Annotated in this window: 17 protein-coding genes, 1 tRNA gene and 1 riboswitch; of the genes, 10 read left to right on the top strand and 8 right to left on the bottom strand. The window is 62.0% G+C overall.

All coding sequences use genetic code 11. The features are described from left to right. Nucleotides 1-8: 8 nt before the first annotated feature. The 6 genes from HK439_RS13860 to HK439_RS13835 are packed head-to-tail and all read left to right on the top strand — an operon-like array spanning nucleotide 9 to nucleotide 9,085. Nucleotides 9-1,475 carry a hypothetical protein gene (locus tag HK439_RS13860; protein WP_190292106.1) on the top strand — a complete coding sequence of 489 codons (1,467 nt, stop codon included), beginning with the start codon at nucleotides 9-11 and terminating at the stop codon, nucleotides 1,473-1,475. A 43-nt stretch (nucleotides 1,476-1,518) separates the two neighbouring features. Further along, nucleotides 1,519-2,802, top strand: coding sequence for a 2Fe-2S iron-sulfur cluster-binding protein (locus tag HK439_RS13855; protein ID WP_190292105.1), 1,284 nt, complete (start codon nucleotides 1,519-1,521; stop codon nucleotides 2,800-2,802). 59 nt (nucleotides 2,803-2,861) lie between these two features. Then, nucleotides 2,862-3,875 carry a cytochrome c family protein gene (locus HK439_RS13850; RefSeq protein ID WP_190292104.1) on the top strand — a complete coding sequence of 338 codons (1,014 nt, stop codon included), beginning with the start codon at nucleotides 2,862-2,864 and terminating at the stop codon, nucleotides 3,873-3,875. A gap of 11 nt (nucleotides 3,876-3,886) precedes the next feature. Continuing rightward, complete coding sequence (locus HK439_RS13845) at nucleotides 3,887-5,593, top strand: 4Fe-4S dicluster domain-containing protein (protein ID WP_190292103.1); 1,707 nt, start codon at nucleotides 3,887-3,889, stop codon at nucleotides 5,591-5,593. After that, nucleotides 5,581-6,417, top strand: coding sequence for a hypothetical protein (locus tag HK439_RS13840; protein WP_190292102.1), 837 nt, complete (start codon nucleotides 5,581-5,583; stop codon nucleotides 6,415-6,417). The genes HK439_RS13845 and HK439_RS13840 overlap by 13 nt, the downstream gene beginning before the upstream one ends. A 1-nt stretch (nucleotide 6,418) precedes the next feature. After that, nucleotides 6,419-9,085, top strand: coding sequence for a hypothetical protein (locus tag HK439_RS13835; RefSeq protein ID WP_190292101.1), 2,667 nt, complete (start codon nucleotides 6,419-6,421; stop codon nucleotides 9,083-9,085). A gap of 26 nt (nucleotides 9,086-9,111) precedes the next feature. On the opposite strand, the gene HK439_RS13830 is transcribed toward HK439_RS13835, so the two are convergent. From HK439_RS13830 to HK439_RS13815, 4 genes are all read right to left on the bottom strand, one after another. Continuing rightward, the gene (locus tag HK439_RS13830; protein ID WP_190292100.1) at nucleotides 9,112-10,452 is read right to left on the bottom strand and encodes a tetratricopeptide repeat protein; all 1,341 of its coding nucleotides are present in this window, start codon (nucleotides 10,450-10,452) and stop codon (nucleotides 9,112-9,114) included. Between the two features lie 113 nt (nucleotides 10,453-10,565). Beyond that, entirely contained in the window at nucleotides 10,566-10,979 is a 414-nt protein-coding gene (locus HK439_RS13825) for a hypothetical protein (RefSeq protein WP_190292099.1), read from the bottom strand. Nucleotides 10,980-11,212: 233 nt separating this feature from the next. Then, nucleotides 11,213-11,288: transfer RNA gene (locus HK439_RS13820), tRNA-Glu, on the bottom strand. Between the two features lie 124 nt (nucleotides 11,289-11,412). Further along, nucleotides 11,413-11,769, bottom strand: a complete 357-nt coding sequence (locus HK439_RS13815) for a hypothetical protein (protein ID WP_190292098.1) — start codon at nucleotides 11,767-11,769, stop codon at nucleotides 11,413-11,415. Here HK439_RS13815 and HK439_RS13810 point away from each other — a divergent pair. The 3 genes from HK439_RS13810 (at nucleotide 11,768) to HK439_RS13800 (ending at nucleotide 16,275) form a co-directional block, all read left to right on the top strand. Continuing rightward, nucleotides 11,768-12,793: an RluA family pseudouridine synthase gene (locus HK439_RS13810; protein ID WP_190292097.1), complete on the top strand. Its 1,026-nt coding sequence runs from the start codon at nucleotides 11,768-11,770 to the stop codon at nucleotides 12,791-12,793. The genes HK439_RS13815 and HK439_RS13810 overlap by 2 nt on opposite strands. 189 nt (nucleotides 12,794-12,982) lie before the next feature. Beyond that, entirely contained in the window at nucleotides 12,983-13,867 is an 885-nt protein-coding gene (rpoH, locus tag HK439_RS13805; RefSeq protein ID WP_190292096.1) for an RNA polymerase sigma factor RpoH, read from the top strand. Nucleotides 13,868-14,040: 173 nt separating this feature from the next. Further along, entirely contained in the window at nucleotides 14,041-16,275 is a 2,235-nt protein-coding gene (locus HK439_RS13800) for a CHASE2 domain-containing protein (RefSeq protein ID WP_190292095.1), read from the top strand. Nucleotides 16,276-16,302: 27 nt separating this feature from the next. Here HK439_RS13800 and HK439_RS13795 read toward each other — a convergent pair whose 3' ends face one another. The 4 genes from HK439_RS13795 to HK439_RS13780 form a co-directional block, all read right to left on the bottom strand. After that, on the bottom strand, nucleotides 16,303-17,241 hold the full coding sequence (locus HK439_RS13795; protein ID WP_190292094.1) for an ABC transporter substrate-binding protein: 939 nt from the start codon (nucleotides 17,239-17,241) through the stop codon (nucleotides 16,303-16,305). Nucleotides 17,242-17,281: 40 nt separating this feature from the next. Further along, the gene (locus HK439_RS13790; protein ID WP_235987875.1) at nucleotides 17,282-18,037 is read right to left on the bottom strand and encodes an ABC transporter permease; all 756 of its coding nucleotides are present in this window, start codon (nucleotides 18,035-18,037) and stop codon (nucleotides 17,282-17,284) included. 145 nt (nucleotides 18,038-18,182) lie between these two features. After that, nucleotides 18,183-18,285: riboswitch (TPP riboswitch) on the bottom strand. A gap of 80 nt (nucleotides 18,286-18,365) precedes the next feature. Then, nucleotides 18,366-20,141, bottom strand: a complete 1,776-nt coding sequence (locus HK439_RS13785) for a hypothetical protein (protein WP_190292093.1) — start codon at nucleotides 20,139-20,141, stop codon at nucleotides 18,366-18,368. Between the two features lie 272 nt (nucleotides 20,142-20,413). Continuing rightward, on the bottom strand, nucleotides 20,414-21,706 hold the full coding sequence (locus tag HK439_RS13780; protein ID WP_190292092.1) for an adenylosuccinate synthase: 1,293 nt from the start codon (nucleotides 21,704-21,706) through the stop codon (nucleotides 20,414-20,416). A 423-nt stretch (nucleotides 21,707-22,129) separates the two neighbouring features. Here HK439_RS13780 and HK439_RS13775 point away from each other — a divergent pair, with 423 nt between their 5' ends. Further along, the gene (locus HK439_RS13775; protein ID WP_190292091.1) at nucleotides 22,130-23,023 is read left to right on the top strand and encodes a DMT family transporter; all 894 of its coding nucleotides are present in this window, start codon (nucleotides 22,130-22,132) and stop codon (nucleotides 23,021-23,023) included. Nucleotides 23,024-23,028: the final 5 nt, after the last annotated feature.

Below are 23,028 nucleotides of genomic sequence, written 5' to 3'. Positions count from 1 at the left end.
AGGGGGTGATGAACAACGTGCGCATCGGCAAGGTCCTGTTCTGTTTCGCGCTGTCTTTTACAGCTCTGGGGGGCAAGAGCTTCGCCGCCAGCAGCAGCGCGTTGAGTGAAGAACCCCGTCCCATGTTGACCGAAGAACAGGTCCACAAGGCGCAGGGACGGTCCGGGGCTCATCACAGCAGCAAGCTGCCGACGAAATCGAAGCCGCTTTTCACGGAAGCAAACGAACCCAAGCCGACACCGCCGATCGTCGAAAGGGGCGACAAGTTCCTGGCAAAGGGAAACATCGAACCGGGCTATACCCTGCCCACCGGCGCCGTCTGGCAACCCGGTCTCTGGGTCTTCGGCAACTGGCGCAACGCGGCAGGCCACTATGACAACGGCCGCTCGGAAAGCCGGGAGTACATTGCCACCCGGCTGGATCTTTTCTTCAATCTCAAGCTGTCGCCGACCGAACGCATCCTGCTCGGAATCACGCCGTTCACGAAAGGCAACCAGCAAACCGGTATCCTCCACACCAATTCAACCGGGACCAATTTCGTCAACGGCCTCAATCCCTATATCAACACGCTGTTTTTCGAAGGGGAATTCGGCGAAATCTTCCCCGACCTCGATCCCAACGACAACAAGGGTCTCGATTTCGGCTTCGCCATCGGCCGCCAGCCGATCTTCTTCCAGGAAGGCATCATGATCAACGACACGATCGATGCCATCGGGATTACCCGCGATACGATCGTGATCCCCGGCCTGAGCCCTGACATGCGCGCAACGGCGCTGTTCGGCTGGGGCAACATCAACCGCGCCGACAACCTCCGCGACACCGATGCCTATCTCCTGGGTCTGTTCACGGAAACCGATTTTCGCTGGAGCACGGTCGACCTGGATGGGTCCTATGTCATCAGCACCAACCCCCAGGGTGGTGACGGACTGTTCCTCGGCGCCTCCGCTACCCAGCGCATCGGCCAGTTCAACACCTCGTTCCGCATCAACAGCTCCCTGGCAATCAACAACAAAGGCCCGGCGGTCAATAGCGGCGTTGTGCTGTTTTCCGAAGTTTCGAGGACCGTGACAGGGTCCGAAAACCTCGTTTATGCGAACGCCTTCTGGGGCATCGAGAACTATACTTCTGCAGCCCGCGGGCCCAATACCGGCGGTCCGCTCGGCCAGGCCGGGATTCTTTTTGCGTCTCCGCTCGTCGGCATGGCCGGCTCGGCGCTGTCGAACCAGGCAAATGATGTGGTCGGCGGCGCGCTTGGCTACCAGATGTTCTTCAACGAGGACAAGACTCAGTTAACTTTGGAACTGGGCGGACGGAAGGATACCGACGGCTCGAATACAGGCGCTATTGCGTTCGGCGGGCAGTTGCTGCACGCTTTGAACAATCGCAGCAGCATTCAGCTGGATGGCTTTGTTTCCGAAGGCCAGAACCAGACCACGGGAACCGGGCTGCGATTGGAATTGAGGACGCGGTTCTAATGTTCGCAAAGCCAAAAGCCATGCGTAAGACGAGGAGCGTACGATGATACTGGCGCTCCAGATCGGTGGCGGATTCATCGTGATCGCGGCGCTGCTTCAGGCCGGCGCCGGCATGATCACGCAATTCGCCGGCGCTCTGCGCAAGCGCCACATGGATCAGCAACGGCTGGCATTTTTCAAGAAGCAGACCGACATCCTGATCAAGCGGGCTGAAACCGACCGGCAGCGCAACGTCTTGACCTGGTCCGGCAAACGGAAATTCCGTGTCGTCAGGCGCCAGCTTGAAAACAAGCTTGGCGATATCTGCTCGTTTTACCTGGAGCCCCACGACGGCGGGTCTCTTCCACCGTTCCTCCCGGGCCAGTTTCTGACCTTCGAACTGAATATCCCCGATCAGCCTCGCCCTGTCGTGCGGTGCTATTCGCTTTCCGGGAGCCCGGAGGATCGCGATTTTTACCGGATTTCAGTCCGTCGCCTGGGCCCTCCCCCTTCGGCCGAACCAGGCGTTCCGCCGGGCCTGTCGTCGAATTTCTTCCATAACAATGTGAAGGAAGGCGACGTTATCGACGTCATGGCGCCGAACGGCAAATTCCACCTGGACGTTCATTCGGACCGGCCGGTTGCCCTGATCGGCGGCGGCGTCGGCCTGACGCCGGTCCTGTCCATGCTCAAGTGGCTTGCCGACACGAACAGCCATCGGGAAGCCTGGTTTTTCTACGCCGTCAGGAATGGCGAGGACATCGCCTGCATCGACGAAATCCGCGAAATCATCAGCAACAACAGCAATTTCCATCTGGTCGTTCTCTACAGCGACCCGGCCGATGACGACGTTGCAGCAAAGAACTGCGATTGCGCCGGATATCTCTCCATCGACGTGATGAAGGATTACCTCAAGACGTCGAACTTCGAGTTCTACATCTGCGGCCCCCCGCCCATGATGAACGCCGTGACCACCAGCTTGAAGGAATGGGGCGTTCCGGAGGAAGATATCCGTTTCGAAGCCTTCGGGCCCGCGTCCGTCAAGAAGGCGGCCCCGGCCGCTGCGGCGGAAAGCAGCGCGAGCGGCGGCGAAGCGCCGACCGTCAGCTTCGCCCGTTCCAACAAGTCGGTTCCCTGGAGCGAAGCTGCGGAAACGTTATTGGACCTCGCAGAAGAATGCGGCGTTCAGATTGCATCGGGCTGCCGTGCCGGCAACTGCGGCACCTGCGCGACAGCCGTCAAGGAAGGCAAGGTCACCTACGTTACACCTCCGACGAGCCAGCCCGCCAAGGGAACGGCTCTCGTGTGTATCGCCTGCCCGGACGGGGACATTGTCCTCGATGCCTGAGCCTGGCGACGATTTTCAGATTTCGTAATTCATTTGAGAAACAGGACGGTAAAATGAGTATGAAACGTTTGATTCCAGCACGGTGGCGTTGGCTGGCTGTAATAGCCGTCCCGCTGTTCTTCTCCGCATTCATGGCGCCGGCCATGGCTATCGACCCGGATCTCGTCGTCGGTCCGAACGAATGCGCCGAGTGTCACAAGGCTGAGGCTGCGGTCTGGCAGAAGACCCACCATTTCGCCACCTACCGGAGCTTGCCTCAGAGCAAGGAAGCCAAGGAAATCGCGGAAAAAATGGGCGTCAAACGGCTCAAGGCGGACAGCCTTTGCCTGAATTGCCATTTCACCACCCAGACGGTCAATTCAAAGCCCGATGTCATCGCCGGCATTTCCTGTGAGTCCTGCCACTCGGCCGGCAAGAACTGGTACAAGGTGCATTCCGGCTTCAGCGGCAAGAAGGAAGGCCAGGAGACGCCCGAGGAAGTCGCCGCCCGCTGGGCCAAGGCTGAAGCGGCCGGGATGATCCGGCCGAAAATGACCTATACGCTGGCCAAGAACTGCTTCAGCTGCCACCTCGTGCCGAACGAGAAGCTGGTCAATGTCGGCGGTCATGCCGCCGGAAGTCCGTTCGAACTGGTGAGCTGGTCGCAGGGCGAAGTGCGCCACAACAACTGGTACAACAAGGGTGCGAGCAACCGGGAAGATTCCATCGAACGCAAGCGTATGCTGTTCGTCGTTGGCCGCATCGTTGAACTGGAAACCGCCCTGATCGGCGTCAGCAAGGCGACCGAGAAGGCGGATTATGCGCTGAAGATGGCGAAACGCGCCGACAACGCCCGCAAGGTGATTGCCAGCCTCGCCAAGCTGCTGCCGGACGCGCCCGAACTGGTCGAAATCTACAAGGCCGCCAATGAGGCAAAGCTGAAACTCAACAATGAAGCCGAGCTGACCGAGGCGGCCGGCAAGGTTTCGGTTCTGGGGCTGAAATTTTCCGACACCTATGACGGCACGACCTTCGGCGCCATCGACAAATACATACCCGGTCCGGACAAGTACAAGGGACCGGTATCGAACTGAGGGCAGTCGGTTTGGATCCGGAACTCCGCGACGAGCGCAACCAGCGCTGGGATGAACCCTTCGGCGAGGAGCCGCTGGACGAGGAAGCCATTGCGCGCATCCTCGCCCTGCCGGCATTCGCCGGCGTCAACGCGGGCGACTTCCCGGACTGGCTGCCGCTCGACCAGATCATCGCAAACGACGGCCGCATCCGGCGTTTCAATCGTGGCGAAGTGATCATCCGGAAAGGCGACTACGGCAATTCCCTGTTCGCGATCCTGGAAGGCAAGGTGATCGGCCTGTCGTCTCCGGCTGCCGGGGCCGGCTATACGAAGCCCGGATCCCGGAGCCGGAAATCCTGGTCCCGCTCGCTCCGACAATTGCTGGCGCGGCGCAAGCCTGCGGAATACCGCAAGACCCGCCGGAAAGCCGGAAGCAGGTGGAAAGCCCGCGCACCGCAAGCAAGCGACCTCGGCGAACTGGGCAAGGTCGATATCGAAACGCTGGAAGGCCAGGATTCGGCATTCACCCTTCAAGCGCCGGAAATGTTCGGCGAACTGGCCGCCCTGACGCGCAGCCTGCGCAGCGCAAGCGTCTTCGCTTTCCAGGACGATACGGTGCTGTTCGAACTGCGCTGGCAGGGTTTGCGCGACATCCGCAACTGGTCGGAACATTTCCGGCAGCGGATCGACACGCTCTATCACGAACGCGGACTGCTGACCCGGCTGCAGGAATGCCCGGTCTTCGACCATGTCAGCCGCGACAAGCTCCATGAAATCGCCCGCCAGTCCCTGTTCGAGACCTACGGCAACTTCGACTGGACGCACCGGTTCAAACGCGAAATCGCCCGGCAGGCCGGAACCGGGCACGTCATCGAGCACGAGCCCCTGATCTGCGAAGAGGGGAACCATCTCGACGGGCTGCTGTTGATCAACAGCGGTTTCGCCCGGGTCAGCGAACGAATCGATCACGGCGAGAGAACGGTCAGCCACCTGTCGCGCAACGACACGTTCGGGCTCGACGAAATCGCGGCCTCGGAAAAAAACGGCGCCGGCGGCATGACGCTCAATGTGAGCCTGCGCGCCATCGGCTATGTCGATGTGATCCGGATACCGACGCACCTGATCCGAAGCCATGTGCTCCCCGGTCTTCCCGCAAAATTCCTGAACAAGGGCCTTTCCTCCGAAGCGGAAGGCCGTCAGGAGGAAATGCGCCAGGGAATGATGGATTTCGTCGTCGATCACCGCTTCATCAACGGCGAAAACGCCATGGTGATCAATCTGGACCGCTGTGTCGGCTGCGACGACTGCGTGCGCGCCTGCGCAACCGCCCATGACTACAATCCCCGGTTCGTGCGGCACGGCTATTCCTTCGAAAACGCCATGATCGCCAACGCCTGCATGCATTGCACCGACCCGGTCTGCCTGATCGGCTGTCCGACAGGGGCCATTCACCGGACCGAAAACACCGGCGTGGTGGTCATCGACGATTCGATCTGCATCGGCTGCGCGACCTGCGCCAATTCCTGCCCCTACAACAACATCCGCATGGTCGACATTCGCGACGAGACCGGCGCGCTCGTCCGCGACAACGACGGACAAGTGATCAGCCGGGCGACCAAATGCGATTTCTGCTCCGATCAGCTCACCGGCCCGGCCTGTGTCCAGGCCTGTCCGCATGATGCGCTGACCCGAACCAACATCCGCGATACCGAGAAGTTGCTCAAATGGCTTGGCTGAACTGGTTCTTCGACAAGCGTGTGCTCCTCAACCTCCTGTTCGCGGCCGTGGCCTACGCGCTGTTTCTGGTGGGCAATCTCGGCTACGACGTATCGCTTCGCGATGTCCAGTACTTCAACGGCTGGCTTCTTCTGGGCTGCATGGCGGTAATGATGCTGCTCACCTTGCGCAAGCGCGTCGTGATCCTGCCGTTCGGACGTGTCCGGTTCTGGCTTCTGGTGCACATCTATCTCGGGTTCGTGGTCCTGGGCATTTTCCTCGCCCACACCCGCTACCAGCTTCCCGACACACCGCTGGAATGGCTGTTGTGGGGCCTGTTCATCCTCGTCGCAGTCAGCGGGCTGGTGGGAACCTGGATGAGCAAGACCTTACCGACGCGGCTGGAATCCTATGGCGAACGATTGATATTCGAACGCATTCCCGTCTTCCGGGCACAGCTCGCCGCCGAAGCCGAGGCCGTGGCGCTTGAGTCCGTGGAGGACGGCAACACCCAAAGCATCGCCAAGCTCTATAACGACCTGCTCGGTCCGTTTTTCGCCCGCCCGCGCAATATCCTTGCCCATCTGCGCGCCTCCAGGCTGCCGCTGACCCGGCTTCAGGGAGAACTCGATTCAATCGAGCGCTACCTCGACAAGGACGGCAAGGCCCGGCTGGAGCGGTTGCGGGAACTGGTCGAAGCGAAAAACGGTCTCGACTTTCATTATGCCAACGCCGGCTTGCTGAAGCTCTGGCTGTTTCTGCATATCCCCCCAACCTACGCGCTGGTGGTGGTGATCGTCATTCACGTCATCGTCGCCTACGCCTTTTCGACCGGGATAGCCTGACGTGACCGTCCTGCAGAAATTCGGCTTTCGAGACAGCCCCTACCAGCGCCCGCAGGACAAGTGGGTTTGCGGACACCTGGCGGAGGGAAAGCCCTGCCCGCTCGGCCCGGACATGCACGGCAAATGCGGCGCGGCGGCGGCCTGCAAACCGCATCTGGTCGACGGACGCTGGCGCTGCACCCGTTCGCAGCTGAAAGGCGGGCCTTGCGAAAGCGGTCCGCTTCCGGACGGACGCTGCTGCCAGCAGCAGGAACCTTGCGTTCCCCAGCCGAGCCTGCGGACCAGACGGGGCCGCATGGCCCGCTGGGCAGCCGCGCTTGCCGTGGGCCTGGTGGTGCTGATCGTCGCGAGCAGTCAGGCGGGCCGGCTCCTGATGCCGGGGCCACTCTCCTCATCCCATGCCAGCCTGACGAATTGCGACGCCTGCCACGCCGGCGTCAAGGCCGACAAGCTCGGATGGCTGCACAGCTTCGCCGCAAGCACCAGCGCGAAGGAAAACGCCAACCTGTGTGTCGCCTGCCATAACGTCGGCAATGCGCCTTTTTCGCCGCATACCAACCCGGTCGAACGGCTTGAGAAACTGACCGCCGCGTATAATGACGGCCCGGACGGCAAGACGATCCAGAACGACAGCTGGGTCCACCGGATATCCTTCGCTCCGCCGAAACAGGCTTCCGGGAAAACCGAGATCTATTGCGCCACCTGCCACCAGGAACACGAGCGCGGCGTCCACAGTCTCACCACGGTCTCCAATCTCCGCTGCCAGACCTGCCATGTCTCGAAATTCGGGGAATTCGTGAACACGCATCCGCAATTCACGAATTACCCGTTCAACCGGCGAACCCGGATCATTTTCGACCACAAGTCCCACTTCGGCACCCATTTCCCGAAGGCAGCGGAAACGGCGCCCGCCTCGGTACCGGGCACCTGCATGGACTGTCACCAGCCGGGCGCGGACCAGAAATACATGGAAGTCCGGTCCTTCGACACCATGTGCTCCAGCTGTCACGAGGGCGATATCCTCGGCACGACGCGCGTCAGCGGTCCCAAAGGCATCAATTTCCTCGCCGTTCCGGGTCTCGATGTTGCGACCCTGGAGGAACGCCATATCGATATCGGCAGTTGGCCCGAGTATTCGGAAGCCCGGCTGACCGCCTTCATGAAGGCCCTGCTGGCGAAGGACAAATCCGGAAAAAGCGTGGCCGACCCGATCGCCAAACTCGACCTGCTCGACCTGACCGACGCGAGCGACGAGGATCTGGCCAATGTCGCGAAATTTGCGTGGTCGGTCAAAGGCCTGTTCGCCCGGTTCGAGAACCAGGGCATCATGAAGGCGATGCACATGCCGTCCGATGACAAAGGCACGGATATGGACCGGCTGGACATGTCCTACCTGACCGGCCTGATTTCCCATGACGTGATCGCCTCTGCCAACCGCGACTGGTTCCCCAATCTGCAGGACGATCTGGAAAAACACGACAAAGGCCTGCCGACCGTCGAATTCGAAGCCCAGCAGAAAGAAGCCGAAACGAAAGCCCAGGAAGAAGCCGAAAAGGCGAAGGCAGCAGCGGAGGCAGCAGAACACGCATCCGCATCTTCCACCGGACAGGGTGACGATGGCGGGTCGATCCTGGGAGGCGATGAGTCCTCTTCGGACGGAGACATCCTGGGCTCTTCCGACGATCTTTCCGGGTCCGGCGACAGCGGCGCGGATCTGCTTGGCCAGCCTGCCGGGGCGGACGAGGCCGGTGGCAGTCTGCTCACCCAGCCGGCAGGGGCCGATGAGGCCGGTGCCGGTCTCCTCAGCCAGCCGGCAGGCGCAGACGAGGCCGGGGCCGGTCTCCTCAGCCAGCCGGCAGGGGCCGACGAGGACGGTGGCGGCCTGCTCAGCCAGCCGGCGGGCGCAGACGAGGACGGAGCCGGCCTTCTCAGCCAGCCGGCAGGGGCCGACGAGATCGGAGCCGGTCTTCTCAGCGAGCCTGCCGGGGCCGGCGAGGACGCAGGAGCCCCGGACAGTTCGAACGGCGATATTCTGTCCGGCGACACCGGCGGCGGCGGACTGGAAGTACCGGCTTCGGATACCGACCAGCCTTCAGCCGAACATGAACAGGCACATTTCAATCCGGAAACCTGGGCGGAGCTCGGCGGCTGGTACCGGCAGGATTTCACGATCCGCTACCGCCCGATGGGCCACGCCGACCGCTTCCTGCGCAGCTGGCTCGACTATACCGGGACCGCCTTTGGCACAGAGCGGCAGGGCATGCTGGCGCCGGTCTTCAACCAGCTTTCCTCGCCCGATGCCGTTGGGCGCTGCACCAAGTGCCACAGCGTCGACGACGAAAGCGGGACACAGCACGTCAAATGGAAGCCGTTCAACTCCGGACGGGTGAAGGACCGCTTCACCAAGTTCTCCCACGAACCCCATATCGACGCCGTGGGCGAAAAGGGATGCCGGACCTGCCACGAACTGGACCCCGCTCCCGATACCTATCTGAAGACCTACGAAGGCGACAATCCGGCCGTCTTCTCGCCGACGTTCAGCCCGATCGAAAAGAACATGTGCACCGATTGCCATACGGATGAAGCCGCCGGCGAGACCTGCACGCTCTGCCACAATTACCACGCGACCGAATTCGGCAAGCCGCTGGTCCAGACCAAATTGCCGTGAGCGCGGTGGGACATATCCGATAAAGGTCAGTCGAACAGCTTGCGGAACCGCTCTTCGGCAAAGCCGGCGTTGAGGGCGACAGCCTCCCGGTAATCCGCCCGGGCCCGCTCGGCCTTGCCGAGCCGCTTCAAAAGCGTCGCGCGCTGGAAATAGGCCCGCGCAAAGCCGTCATTGGCGGCAATGACCTTGTCCAGATCGTTCAGGGCTTTCCCATGCTGCCCGGTTTCCTGATAGGCAAGGGCGCGATTGTAAAGGGCAAGCGCGTTTCCGGGCTGCGCCTTGATCGCACGGGAATAGTCGGCGATCGCCTGGCTGAAATTCCCGAGTTTCGCGTGAGCAAAGCCACGGTTGAAAAACGCGGCCGTATAGTTCGGCTTGAGCTTGATCGCCTGGTCGTAATCGGCAATCGCCTCCTCAAACCGGCCGAGCTTGCGTTTCGCATAGCCCCGGTTGTTGTAGGCGGCCGCATAGGTCGGCTTGAGCCGGATCGCGGCATCGTAGTTCAGGATCGCCGCCTCGTAGTCTCCGGTCTTGCGGTAGATGATGCCGCGATTGTTGTAGGCGTCCGGAAAGTTGGGTTTCAGGCGGATGGCGACCGTGTAGCGGAGGATGGCCGCCTCGTAGTCCTTCTTGGCCGTCAGGGCGAGGCCGAGATTGAAATACCGATTGGCGAAGCGGCGCTGCGCCGGCGCCTTGATCTGGGGATAGTCGTTGCAGGCTTCCTGGAAGTCCCGGGCCTCGTCCAGGACGAAACGGACGTCCGGCGGGTTCTTCTTTTTCCAGTCATTGGCGCTGTGGCCGGTGATGGCGTAGACGTAGCCCCGGGTTTCGCCCGGCAGCCCCGAACGGCCCCTCAACCAGGCATCGACGCGCTTCTCCCCGGCGTTATAGGCGGCTGCGGCCAGACCGGCATTGCCGTATCCCTTCCACAGGTGCCCAAGCAGATTGGCGGACGCCGCGATCGCGGTCATCGGCTCAAAGGAATTTTCCAGGCCCCAGACCTTCGCCGTTGCCGGCATGAACTGGGCGATGCCTTCCGCCCCCATCGGGCTGATCGCATCCGGATCGAACCGGCTCTCGGTCCAGATCAGCCGCGCCAGAAAGGCCGGCGGCAATGCATAGGCCTCGGCCGCGGCCTCGATCTTCGTGCAGACCTTGGCGATGAAGGCCGCCTGCTCTGGGGTTTGCGGCGGAATGATCTGCTCCGAGCCCAGCTCGATGATCTCTCTTGAGCGACCCGGATCCGCCGCATGCGGCCCCATGATCGGCTCCGGTCGCCCAAGCCCCATCGCGCCCGCCTCGCCCGGCAGCGCAGCGGCCGATAAAAACCCGATGGCAACCGGCAGATATCGCAAAAACCGGGTCAATTGCGGGCAACCTCTTTGAATGAAATGACGTCAATCCAATGGCGTGAATTCTAGAAAGAGGCGTGGCGATGGTCAATCGGTAGGGAAAGCGCTGAGGGAGGTCGATTCCGAATTTACGGCTGGCAGTCCTGCGCTTCCTCCAATGAACTCGCATATTCCAAACAATCGATTAGGTTCGAAAGCTTTGCGCTTATATTTTCTCGTTCGCTTTCCGACTCTAAATATTTGGCCTTCAGGCTGTTGAAGTCATTAACAAGCGCGTTGTAGCGCCTTACCTTGTCATCGATTTCGTCCACCGCCTCATCATAATCAGACTTGCAGACGAAGCCTTTGTAATCACAAGTAAACGAATCAAAACAAATGGCGTTTTGATCAACGCACTTGGCGGAGCTACTACAGACTTTCGCTCCATAGTCCAGACAAGCCGGTTCGCCGAAAGTGCACGAGAAAGATTGCGAATATGCGTTTGTTATGGAGGCGATATACATCGCTGCCATGAGCACAACAAACATTTCGGATCGGGTCATTGCTCCTCCCCCATGCCGAACAGATCGAATATTTTCGGCATATCTTTAGCAACCTAAGGGAGCTAGCACCATCACGGAGCAAGATGCCTTGACTGTTCATTGCAAGTGGAAGAAGAGCGCTCCAAGAAAAATGGATGAATTCAGCTATTTGAGGGAAAACCGCGCTCATGCAGGGCAAAAGCCGGCAGCGCGAGACCACGCGCTCAAGCAGGCTAAAGGCCGATAGAAAGAAATGGCACGCCCAACGGGACTCGAACCCGTGTTTCCGCCGTGAAAGGGCGGCGTCCTAGACCGCTAGACGATGGGCGCCCGGGTTCGGGCGAACAGGCGCCTCGAACCGAGAAGCGAGCATATAAGGGGCCTTTGAAATGAGGGCAAGCCCCTTTTTTACCTGCCTGTTTTTATTCTCAGAAATCCAGGCCACGAACCTGGCTTATTGCGCCACGAAATCCGTGCGGCCGAGCACCCGTCCCGTGGACGGATCGACCTGCAACAGGGCTGTGGTGCCGTTTTCGCGAATAAGAACCATCATCCGTCCGTCGACCCAATCGACCGTCTCGACCGTGGCATTTGCGCCGATCGCGATGGTCCTGGCGATCGATGCCGCGTCGACTTGCCGGCCGGAGGTGTTGATCTTGTAGAAAATTGCTGCGAAGACAGCGATAAATCCCGCAAGCATGATCAGGGACGATCCCGCAAGAAGGCGCCTCAGTTTTTTCTGCACGCGCTCCACGGCCGGATCGAGCGGCTTTTCCTCGTTGCCTTGGTCGTTGAACTCAGGTTGAGTCATGAATGATGGTACTCCGGACAATCCGACCGAATTCGGTTCGGATTTCACATATCAGGTTGAAGCCGATGACGCGGGTAAACGCCTCGATGCCGTCTTGGCAAGCCGACTGGACACCTTGAGCCGGAACCGGATCCAGGCATTGATCAGGTCCGGCGACGTCACCGCAGGCGGGCGCAAGATAGTGGAGCCGAAATACCGGGTCAACGAGGGCGAGGTGCTGACCCTCGTCCTGCCGGAGCCGGAGGAGCCGGAGCCGCAAGGCGAGGACATTCCGCTCACCATCGTTTATGAGGACGAACACCTGATCGTCATCGACAAGCCGGCAGGCCTCGTAGTCCATCCCGGCCCCGGCAACTGGACGGGAACGCTAGTCAACGCGCTGATCCATCATTGCGGCGACAGCCTGTCCGGCGTCGGCGGCGTGAAGCGTCCCGGCATCGTGCACCGGATCGACAAGGACACCAGCGGCCTGCTTGTCGTGGCCAAGACCGACCAGGCCCATCAGGGCCTGTCCGCGCAATTTGCCGACCACGGCAGGACCGGCCCGCTGGAACGGGCCTATTCGGCCTTGGTCTGGGGCGCGCCCTCGAGCCTGAAGGGGACGGTCGATGCGAACCTCGCCCGCTCCCAGGCCAACCGGCAGAAGATCGCGGTCGTGAAGACGGCCGGCCGCCATGCCATCACTCACTGGCAGGTGAAGGAACGGTTCGGCCCGGAGGGGGAACCGGCGGTCGCTTCCCTGATCGAATGCCGGCTGGAAACCGGCCGCACCCACCAGATCCGCGTCCACATGGCCCATATCGGCCATCCGCTGATCGGCGACGATGACTATGGGGCGGGCTTCAAAACGAAAATCAACCGGCTGCCGGAACCGTTGAAAAGCGTGGTCGCCGGTTTCCACCGGCAGGCCCTGCATGCCGGACTGCTGGCTTTCGCCCATCCGGTCACCGGTGAAACCATGCGATTTGAGAGCATCTATCCTGCTGATTTCAATGAACTTTTATCCGCATTACGAAAATTTTAGAATCCTGTTGCTCCCTCAGGCCATGTAAATGGCGTAATCCTACTTATATTAAGGATACGGGCGCGCCGGAATACGGGCGTCCAATACTAGGCGTTCGCCTTTAAAAATCAGGAACCTGGCAAGACAGGGGGGCTGTTTGCCTCCTGATGCGCAAGGGAACGCAGCGACGGGAGAAAGGGGGCGCATTTAATGGCCCAGAATGTACCGATGCTTACTGCCGGGGAAGGCGGGCTGAGCCGCTACCTCGACGAAATCCGCAAGTTTCCGATGCTCCAGCCTCAGGAAGAGTACATGCTCGCCAAGCGGTACAAGGAGCACGATGACCCTGAAGCCGCCGAGCGGCTGGTCAATTCCCACCTTCGTCTTGTAGCGAAAATCGCCATGGGCTATCGCGGCTACGGCCTGCCCATCGGTGAAGTCGTCTCCGAAGGCAACGTCGGCCTGATGCAGGCCGTCAAGCGGTTCGAGCCCGACAAGGGCTTCCGTCTTGCCACCTACGCCATGTGGTGGATCAAGGCCGCGATCCAGGAATACATCCTGCGCTCATGGTCGCTCGTCAAGATGGGCACGACCGCCAACCAGAAGCGGCTGTTCTTCAACCTGCGCCGCCTGAAAGGCAAGATCCAGGCCCTGGACGAGGGCGATCTGAAGCCGGATCAGGTGGAACAGATCGCAACCACGCTCGGCGTGAGCGAGGAAGAAGTGGTCTCCATGAACCGGCGCCTCAGCGGCGACGCCAGCCTGAACGCGCCCGTGCGCGCCGAGGCCGACGCCGGTGAATGGCAGGACTGGCTCGTCGATGAAAGCGAAAGCCAGGAAACCATGCTCGCCAATCAGGAAGAGCTGGACATGCGCCGCAAGCTCCTGAGCGATGCCATGGGCGTCCTGAACGACCGCGAACGCCGGATCTTCGAAGCCCGCCGGCTTTCCGACGATCCGATGACCCTTGAAGACCTGTCGGGCGAATTCGGCGTCAGCCGCGAGCGCGTCCGCCAGATCGAGGTCCGTGCCTTCGAGAAGGTGCAAAAGGCCGTCCAGACCAGCGCCAAGGCGATGGAACGGCCCGCAGCCTGACAAGTAAAAGCAGCCTGACTAAGTTAACCTCCCAGTCGACTCAGGCAAGGCGCCGGGACACTCCGTCCCGGCGCCTTTTTCTTATGCGTATGCCCCTCCCCCGGACGCCCGTACTTGCAGCCCCCTGCTGCCGCCACTAGGCTTGCGTCGCAGCGACACTTGGAGGCCGATTCATGCGCGGGATCGTCAGACGACTGACCGGGAAACGGGCACTGGTCACCGTTGCAGCAATTCTCGGACTGACCGCTGCGACCGGATTGCGCGCCATCAATCCCGATTTCGTGACGGCCGTCCGTGAGCTGACTTTCGACTATTACCAGCGCTTCAGCCCCCGCCCCTATGCCGCCGCGCCGGTCCGCGTGGCGGATATCGACGAAGCCTCCATCGCCAAGTACGGACAATGGCCCTGGCCGCGCACGCGGCTGGCGGAACTGGTCACCACGCTGACCGACATGGGCGCCGCCGTCATCGCCTTCGATATCGTTTTCAGCGAGCCGGACCGCACCTCCCCGACCCGGATCACGGAATCGCTCTCCCTGGACGACGCCGGGGATCCGCAAGCCCTGAAAGCCCTGCTGGACCGGCTGCCCGACAACGATGAAAGCTTCGCTGCAGCCCTGGCGCAGTCCCCGTCGGTCCTGGGCTTTGCCGCCCGGCGGGATACGCAAGGCCGCGCGCCTGCCAGCAAGAGCGGTTTCGCTTATGGCGGCACCGACCCGGTAAAGATCCTGCCGGCGTTTCCCTCCGCCCTTCCCAGTCTGGCAATTCTTGAAAACGAGGCCAGCGGCATCGGCGGCATCTCGCTGTCGGCAAAGGACCAGAGCGGCGTCGTCCGGCGCGCGCCTTTGCTCTTTTCCGACGGCAAGCAGCTTTATCCGGGCCTCGCCGTCGAGGCCCTGCGGGTCGCGCAGGGCGCGAAGGGGCTTCTGGTCAAGACCACGGGCGCCAGCGGCCAGACCGATACCGGCAACCCGGCCATTACCGATGTGAAGATCGGCGCATTTACCGTGCCCACCACGGCGGACGGGGAAATGTGGGTCTATTTCGACCATGAACGCCCCGAACGGTATGTTTCGGTGAAGGATATCCTGGACCCTGAAAAGCGGGCGGAAGTCACGCCGCTGGTGGAGGGGCAGATCGTCTTCGTCGGCACCTCCGCAGCCGGCCTGCGCGATATCAGGGCCACGCCTCTCGGAGAACTGGTTCCCGGCGTGACGATCCACGCCCAGGCAACCGAACAGATCATCAACGGCAACTACCTGACCCGCCCCGACTGGGCCAACGGCGCCGAAACGCTTGCGACCTTTCTGGTCGGCATTGTCGTGATCCTGGCGCTGCCGATGATCGGCGCCATCGGCACCGGCCTTCTCGGAGCCGGCGCCGCCGCGGCCATGATCGGAGGATCCTATTATTTCTTCCTGAAGGACGGCCTGCTGATCGATCCGATCTATCCGAGCTTTGCCACCTTCATGGTGTTTGCGGTCACTACGGCCCTGCTCTATTTCCTCACCGAGCGGGAAAAGCGGTTCGTCCGTCACGCCTTCAGCCAGTATCTTTCGCCCGACCTCGTTACCCAGCTGGAGAATTCGCCGGAACAGCTGGTGCTCGGCGGGGAAATGCGGCCGATGACGATCCTGTTCATGGACATCCGCGGCTTCACGCCGATTTCCGAGCAATTGACGCCGACCGAACTGGTCAGCTTCCTGAACACGCTGCTGTCGCCGCTTTCGGACGCCATCCAGGCCGAACAGGGCACCATCGACAAATACATCGGCGACAGCATCATGGCCTTCTGGAACGCGCCGCTGATGATCGAGGCCCATGCCAGTCACGCCTGCCGGGCCGCGCTGGACATGCTTGCCACCGTCGACCGGCTGAACGAGGAAGACGCCTTCGGCTTCAAGGCCCGCAAGCTGAAAACCCAGACGGTAAAGATCGGCATCGGCCTGAACAGCGGCGAGGCCTGCGTCGGCAACATGGGCTCCGACAAACGCTTCAACTATTCGGTGATCGGCGATGCGGTGAACGTGGCGTCGCGGATCGAATCCAGCTGCAAGGCAGTCGGCGCAGAACTGCTGGTCTCCGACGAGACCCGGAACGAGGCGCCGGAATTCGCCTATCTGGAAGCCGGCGAAATCCCGCTGAAGGGCAAGTCGGAAGCCGTCAGGCTGTTTGCCCTCGTGGGCAGCGAAAAGCTGCGCACATCGGAAGGGTTCCGCAAACTCAGCCGGCTGCATGCCGATCTCATGGAGGCCCTGCGCGACGGAGAGCCGAAGAAAGCCGAACGGCTGCTCATCGACTGCCGGAGCGCGGCCCCCGACCACCTGCAGCACTTCTACGACCGCTTTGGGGAGCGCATCGCGGCACTGGAAGCCGCAAAGGTAGCGGCCGGCGATGCCGCGCAGTAGCGGCACCGCCGGCCAGGTATCTGTCGGTCAGCGGATTTCCACCGCGTAGGTGTCGACCGGCACGACCTTCCTGATCAGCTTGTTGTCGTACATGAACTCCGCGAACCGCCGGTACCGGCCGGCATCGAGCGCCGCCGGACGCTTGGCGAACCGCGGCAGGGTATCGGCCCAGGCCCGCCTGTTCAGCTCGTCATCCAGGTTCGGATAGGCCTTGATGAAGGCTTTCCAGGCCTCGTCCGGATGGTTGGTCAGATAGATGGTCGCCTCTTCCACGGCCGCCAGAAAGCGGGCGTAGCGCGGATCGTCCGTTTTGTCCTTGTGCACCACGTAGATCAGCTCGTCGAACACCGGCACGCCATGCTCTTCCGGATAGAAGGCCTTGGCTTGCTTGCCCTCGAGTTCGATCTGGGTCAGTTCGAAGTTCCGGTAGCCGCCGATAACGGCGTCGACCTGGCCGGACAGGAGCGCCGGCGACAGCGAAAAGTTGACGTTGATCAGCTCCACATCGGACACGGTCAGGCCCACCGATTTCAGCATCTGGCCGAGCATGGCGTCCTCGAAACCGGACACGGAAAAGCCGATCTTTTTGCCCTTCAGGTCCTCCAGCGTCTTGATCGGGCCGTCCTTCAGGACGATCAGCGAGTTGAGCGGCGTTTCGACCAGGGTGCCGATCCGTTTCAGCGGCAGGCCTTCATCGATCTGGGCATGCAGGGTCTGCTGATAGGAGACGGCGATATCCCCCTGGCCGGCGGCAACGAGCTTCGGCGGCATGGCCGGGTCCGCCGGTTCGACCAGCTCCACATCGAGCCCTTCCCTTTCAAAGAAGCCCATGGTCTTCGCCGTGATCACCGGCGCATGGTCCGGATTGACGAACCAGTCGAGCAGCACGGTCAGCTTGTCATTGGCGTGAGCCGGCATCGCGGTCATCAGCATGGCCGCAATCGACCAGAGCGCTATTTTCTTCATTCAGTCCTCCTTGGAGAGTGTGAGAGCGAATTGGTCGGGATCAGTCCTCGACCTGCCAGGGAACCAGGCGGCGGGTGAGGCGATCGACGGAAAAACGTAAAATCAGCACCATCAGCGCCAGCAGAAGCAGGGCCGCGAACATCACGTCGGTCTGCATGCGGGCGTTGCTCTGGAGCATGATGAAGGCGAGGCCGCCCTTTGCCCCGACCCATTCGCCGACGATGGCGCCGATCGGGGCGAAAACCGCGGCAATGCGAATACCGGAGGCGAGCGCCGGCAATCCGGCGGGAATGCGGAAGTAGACAAGTTCCTTCAGCCGGGAAACACGGTAGAGCCGGGCCAGATCGATGAGGCCTTCATCGGCCCGCCGCAGTCCGTCGAAGAAGGTCGACGTCACGGCAAAGAAGATGACAAGCACCGCCATCACGATCTTCGAGGACAAGCCGAAGCCGAGCCAGAGAACGAGGATCGGCGCAATGGCGAACACCGGCAAGGCCTGGGTCACCAGAATAGTCGGCAGCATGGCCCGCCGGGCGAGCGGGGAAAGCCACATAAGGACGGCGAGAGTGGCGCCGGCAACGACACCCGCGGCAAAGCCGAGAAGCGTTTCATAGGCGGTTATCGCCGCATGATGCAGCAGGAAGCCCCCCCGTTCGTGAAAGGCGAGCGCGACCCGCTCCGGACCCGGCAGCATGAAGGGCTGGATATCGAATACCCGGACCAGGGCGGCCCAGCCGATCACAGCCACGACCAGGCCGATCAGCACACGCGTCGCCGTTCCCATCAGCTTCCGCATCGCGGAACCTCACGGCGCGGACCGGATAAAAGCGGCAGCCTCGCCGCCGAACAGGAAAGAGTGCGCCGAACGGCGCGTGCAAATCTCGACACAACAGGATCTCCCGTCTTCGGATAAACCGAAACCGACACTGGAGATCCGGGATATGGCTAAAGGCTTCCGTCCCTTCGCCGGCATGACCCGGATCAGGTTCTAAGGGTTCGGCAATGCCATCTCAGTTCCGCTATGGAACACCCCTCGGACCGACCGCGACCATGCACCGGCGCGCGGCAAAACGCAACCCTGATCCGGCTAAGTTTAAATCGGCGCTGAATGGGCAGGCCGGCCTTCAGCCCGCCTGCTGCCATGCCTGCACGGCGTCCTCGACCGCCTTGGTGCCGGTCGGTCCCTTTTCCAGGGTCAGGATGCCGCGCTTGCCGTTGTCGTAGAGCATGGGAATGTCGATCCATCCCCGCTCGCGCAACAATCCGATGTTGCGCTCCCGCTCGCTGGAGATATTGGAGAGCGCAATCCAGAAATAGCCTTCCGAAACCTTGACTGAGGCGCCGATCAACGCATCGCCGCGCGCCTGCTCGGTCGGCTTCATGACAAGTCCCGGCACATTCTGCACGTCACCGGGCGGAAAATCCTTCGGGAAATTGTACTTGATCTCCACCAGGTGGCTCGCCGGGAGGGAGGTGTCCTCATTGGGCTTCAGCCGGATGTCGACCGAGACGTTCCGTTCCGGGATCTTGACCTCGGCCGTCAGGACCTCCTGCGTCTTGCCGTCCAGATCGGTTTCTTCCTTCACGCCCCAGACCACTTCGCCCTGAGAGGCGGTTCCCGCACCGTTCTCGCCGGCACCCTCCTCATAGAGGATCGAGCGCTGCGCCACGGCCGCGGTTCCCTCCGGTGCGGGGGACGTACCCTGCTTTTCGCCTTCCTCGGCCGAGGCCACGATCTGGGGAACTTCCGGGGTGGTGACCGGTGCGGCGGCTTGCGGCGCGGCGGGTTCAGGCGCCGGTGCAGGCGTCTCTGCGGGCGCCGGTGTCTCGGTCTGTGGGGCAGACGCCACCGGCGGAACCGTTTCGGCGGGCGGTGCCGCCGGTGCGGCCGCCTGCGTGGACGACTGATCGGGCGTGATGGTGGTTGTCGTCACCGTGCGCGCATCGGGGGCGGCGGCCGGCTGGCCGTTGTCATCAAGGAGACGGTCGGTGTTCTTTCCCGAAACCTTGTCGGCCTCAGCCGTGTCCTCGGCAGCGGGAGCTTCGGGCGCAGCCGGTGCGGACGTCTTGTCATCCGCCATCTTCTGTTCCGACTTCTGCGGACTGCCGGCCACCAACTCCGCAATCAGGTCTCTTTGGGAATAGATGACACCGGCGATGCCCAGGACAATCAGGATCAGCACCCCGATCAGCGCCAGCGGGACAAGCGAAAGGCCGCTGCCCTGCCGTCTGACGGCATCCGACAGACGTTGACGGCCCCGGCCGGTTCCGGCCGCAGCATCCGCCTCGCCCTCTGTTTCCCCGGAGTAGGCGTGATGGCGGACCTCGTAGCCATTCGGCCCATGGTCGGGCTCAGGCTCTTGCGGGTAGGCATCGGCCGCGGCTCCCATGCCGTGGGGCGCCATGACCGGTTCCTGGGAAGATCCCACGCCGGTTTCGCCATGAGGCGAAATCGCTTCCTTCGTGGATTGAACCGCCATGTGCGAGGCCGCACCGAGCTTCTCTGCCTCCTCGACCGCCTGCTTGAGCGGTGAGGCGGTCGCTTCCGGAGCGGGCTCCGAAGGCGGAACCTCGGGAGCTTCCTGCGGCGCGGGAGGCGGTGCCGGCTCCTGCCGGGCGGTCAGGGTCGCCGTTCCCGACGTGCCGGCCGCGGCCGGCGGCTTGCTCAGGGGGTTGAGACCGAGGCTCTCGCGGGCGGCTTCGGCCTCGACCTTGCGGATCGCTTCTTCCAGGCTGAGCTGTTCGGCGGTGATTTCGGATGGCGTCAGGGGCGGCTCGTAAGCCTTCAACTGATTGACGATCGCGTTCCGTGCCCGGCTGTAAACACTGCGGCGTGCCGCACCGTTGTTTTCCGGAAGAGAGCCGATCGTTTTTTTCAGAATCGAATAGTAGTCAGCCATCTTGTTGCCTGTCGGCAATTTGCCGATCCAAAATCAGTCCCTTTAAACAGGCTTATACCAAGTTCCGCCGAGCGCGAACCCCCTGTTCACGGGGTCGGCAACTCACCTGCAGGCGGCAAATGACGCTGCGGCCTTGTCAATACCCGGTGCTCCGAAAGGGAGCGACCATTTCCAAAGCCGGACCCGGCCATCCGTCATCCGTTTTTCAACGGAAATCATTATTTCCAGATAGCCGGTGTTTTTGGCGTTTTTTAAGGCGATTCCGTCCCGCGTCATCCCTGGAACGGGTTTTGGACCAGGATGGTATCGTCCCGTTCCGGGCTCGTGGACAACAAGGCGACGGGCGCGCCGATCAGTTCCTCGACATGGCGAACATACTTGACCGCCTGCGCGGGAAGATCGGCCCACGAACGTGCACCTTCTGTGGATTCTTTCCAGCCCGGCAATGTTTCGTAGATGGGAACCACCCGTTCCTGCGCCCCTTGCGAAGCCGGAAGATAATCGATTCGCTCACCGTCGAGTTCATAGCCGATGCAGATCTTGATCTCCTCGAGGCCGTCGAGAACATCGAGCTTGGTCAATGCGATGCCGTTGATGCCCGACGTGCAGACCGTCTGGCGCACCAGCACCGCATCGAACCAGCCGCACCGGCGGCGGCGGCCGGTGACCGTGCCGAATTCATGGCCCCGTGTGCCGAGAAACTCGCCGACCTCGTTCTTCTGTTCCGTCGGGAACGGACCCTCGCCGACACGGGTCGTATAGGCCTTGGTGATGCCGAGGACATAGCCGACGCTGCCCGGCCCGAGGCCGCAGCCGGTGGCGGCCTGACCGGCGACCGTGTTGGAAGAGGTCACGAACGGATAGGTGCCGTGGTCGATGTCGAGCAGGGCGCCCTGCGCGCCTTCGAACAGGATGCGCTTGCCTTCCTTGCGCAACCGGTCGAGCAGGTTCCACACCGAATCCATGTAAGGCAGGACCTTGTCCGCAACGCTTGCCAGTTCGTCGTAGATGGCCTGCGCCGAAATCTCGTCCTGGCCGAGACCGCGGCGCAGGGCGTTGTGATGCACGAGCATGCGGTCGATCTTCGCCGGCAGGGTCGACAGATTGTTCAGATCCATCAGGCGGATCGCCCGCCGTCCGACCTTGTCTTCATAGGCCGGGCCGATCCCGCGCTTGGTGGTGCCGATCCGGGTTCCCGTATTGGAGTTTTCCCGAAGCGCGTCCAGCTCCCGGTGCAGGGACAGGATCAGGGTGACATTTTCCGCAACCCGAAGGCTCTCCGGCGTGACCACGACCCCTTGTGCGGACAGGCGTGCGACTTCGTCCACCAGGGCATGCGGGTCCAGAACAACGCCGTTGCCGATGACGGAAAGCTTGCCTTCGCGGGCGACACCGGAGGGAAGCAGCGAAAGCTTGTAGCTCACGCCGTCGATGACCAGCGTATGGCCGGCGTTGTGACCGCCCTGGAAACGGACGATGACATCGGCCTGTTCCGACAGCCAGTCGACAATCTTGCCCTTGCCTTCGTCACCCCATTGCGATCCGACGACAACCACATTGGCCATTAAGACACGCCCTCCTGAAGCGGCAATTCCGGCGCCGGATGACCGGCGCAAACACGACAAGCCCCGGACGCGCCGCCCGGGGCAAACGCGGCGGACTATAGAGCGGTTCCGGCTGAAATGGAAACACTTCTGTCGGCCGGAATAAGACCGGTCCTCAGGAATGGTATCATGCGGTCAAAAGGCCGGTTCTTGCGGGCCTTCCGCCTTGCGCCGGCGCTTGTTTCCTGCCGGCATCAGGGCCAGTGGGAAGCCATAGGAGGTTCAACTCAACATGCTGAAAGAAAACGGATAATCTCAGACCTCAATTCAGAGAACAAATATTTGCCACGCTCGCAAATCGGGTTTTGAGCAAGGATCCGGCATGCTATCGGGGCGGATCCCCCTGCTGAAAGCACCCTCTCAAGCCCTGCATGGATTTGTCGCATGTCGCTCAGAAACTGGATCCTTCTGCTTCTCCTCGGAGCCATATGGGGCGGATCCTTTCTTTTCGCCAAGGTCGCCGTGGCCGAGATCCCGCCGCTGGTTCTGGTGTTCTGCCGTGTGGCCATCGCCTGCGCGGCGCTGCACCTGGTCCTGCGTTTCACACCGCATCGCTTTCCCCTGCAGCCGCGGCTGCTCGGCGCGTTCCTGGTCATGGGCTTCCTCAACAATGCGGTCCCGTTTTCGCTGCTGTTCTGGGGACAGACCGAAATCTCGGCCGGGCTCGCCTCGATCCTGAATGCGACGACCCCGATTTTCACCTTCATCGTGGCCGCCCTTCTGGTGCGCCAGGAACCGGTGCGCGCGCACCGGATCGCCGGGGTTCTGATCGGCTTTGCCGGCGTGCTCGTCATGGTTTCTCCGAGCGTCACCGGGCTGGGCGACGATCCGCTGTGGGCGCAACTCGCCTGCCTGGGCGCGGCCCTGTCCTATGCGATTGCCGCCACGTTCGCCCGCACGTTCAGAAACATCCCGCCGCTGGTATCGGCGACCGGCCAGCTTTCCGGCTCCAGCCTGATCATGTTGCCGGTCGCCCTGCTCGCGGCCGGGAACTGGTCGCCGTTTGCGACCTCCGCCATTGTCTGGCTGAACGTTCTGGCGCTTGGCATCGGCGCAACCGCGCTTGCCTATCTGATCTACTTCCGGCTTCTGGCCGAAGCGGGCGCCACGAATGCTTCGCTGGTCACCTTCATCGTGCCGGCAAGCGCGATCCTGTTAGGCTTTCTGCTGCTTGGCGAACGGCTAGACGCCTACCAATTCGCCGGCCTTGGACTTCTGCTGACCGGCCTTCTGGTCCTGGACGGACGCATCCTGCCGAAACGCCGCCGGCCCGCATGAAAACG

It is taken from the genome of Roseibium aggregatum (assembly GCF_014692675.1).
Lineage (GTDB): Bacteria > Pseudomonadota > Alphaproteobacteria > Rhizobiales > Stappiaceae > Roseibium > Roseibium aggregatum_C.
This window is presented reverse-complemented; position numbering and strand designations above follow the sequence as displayed.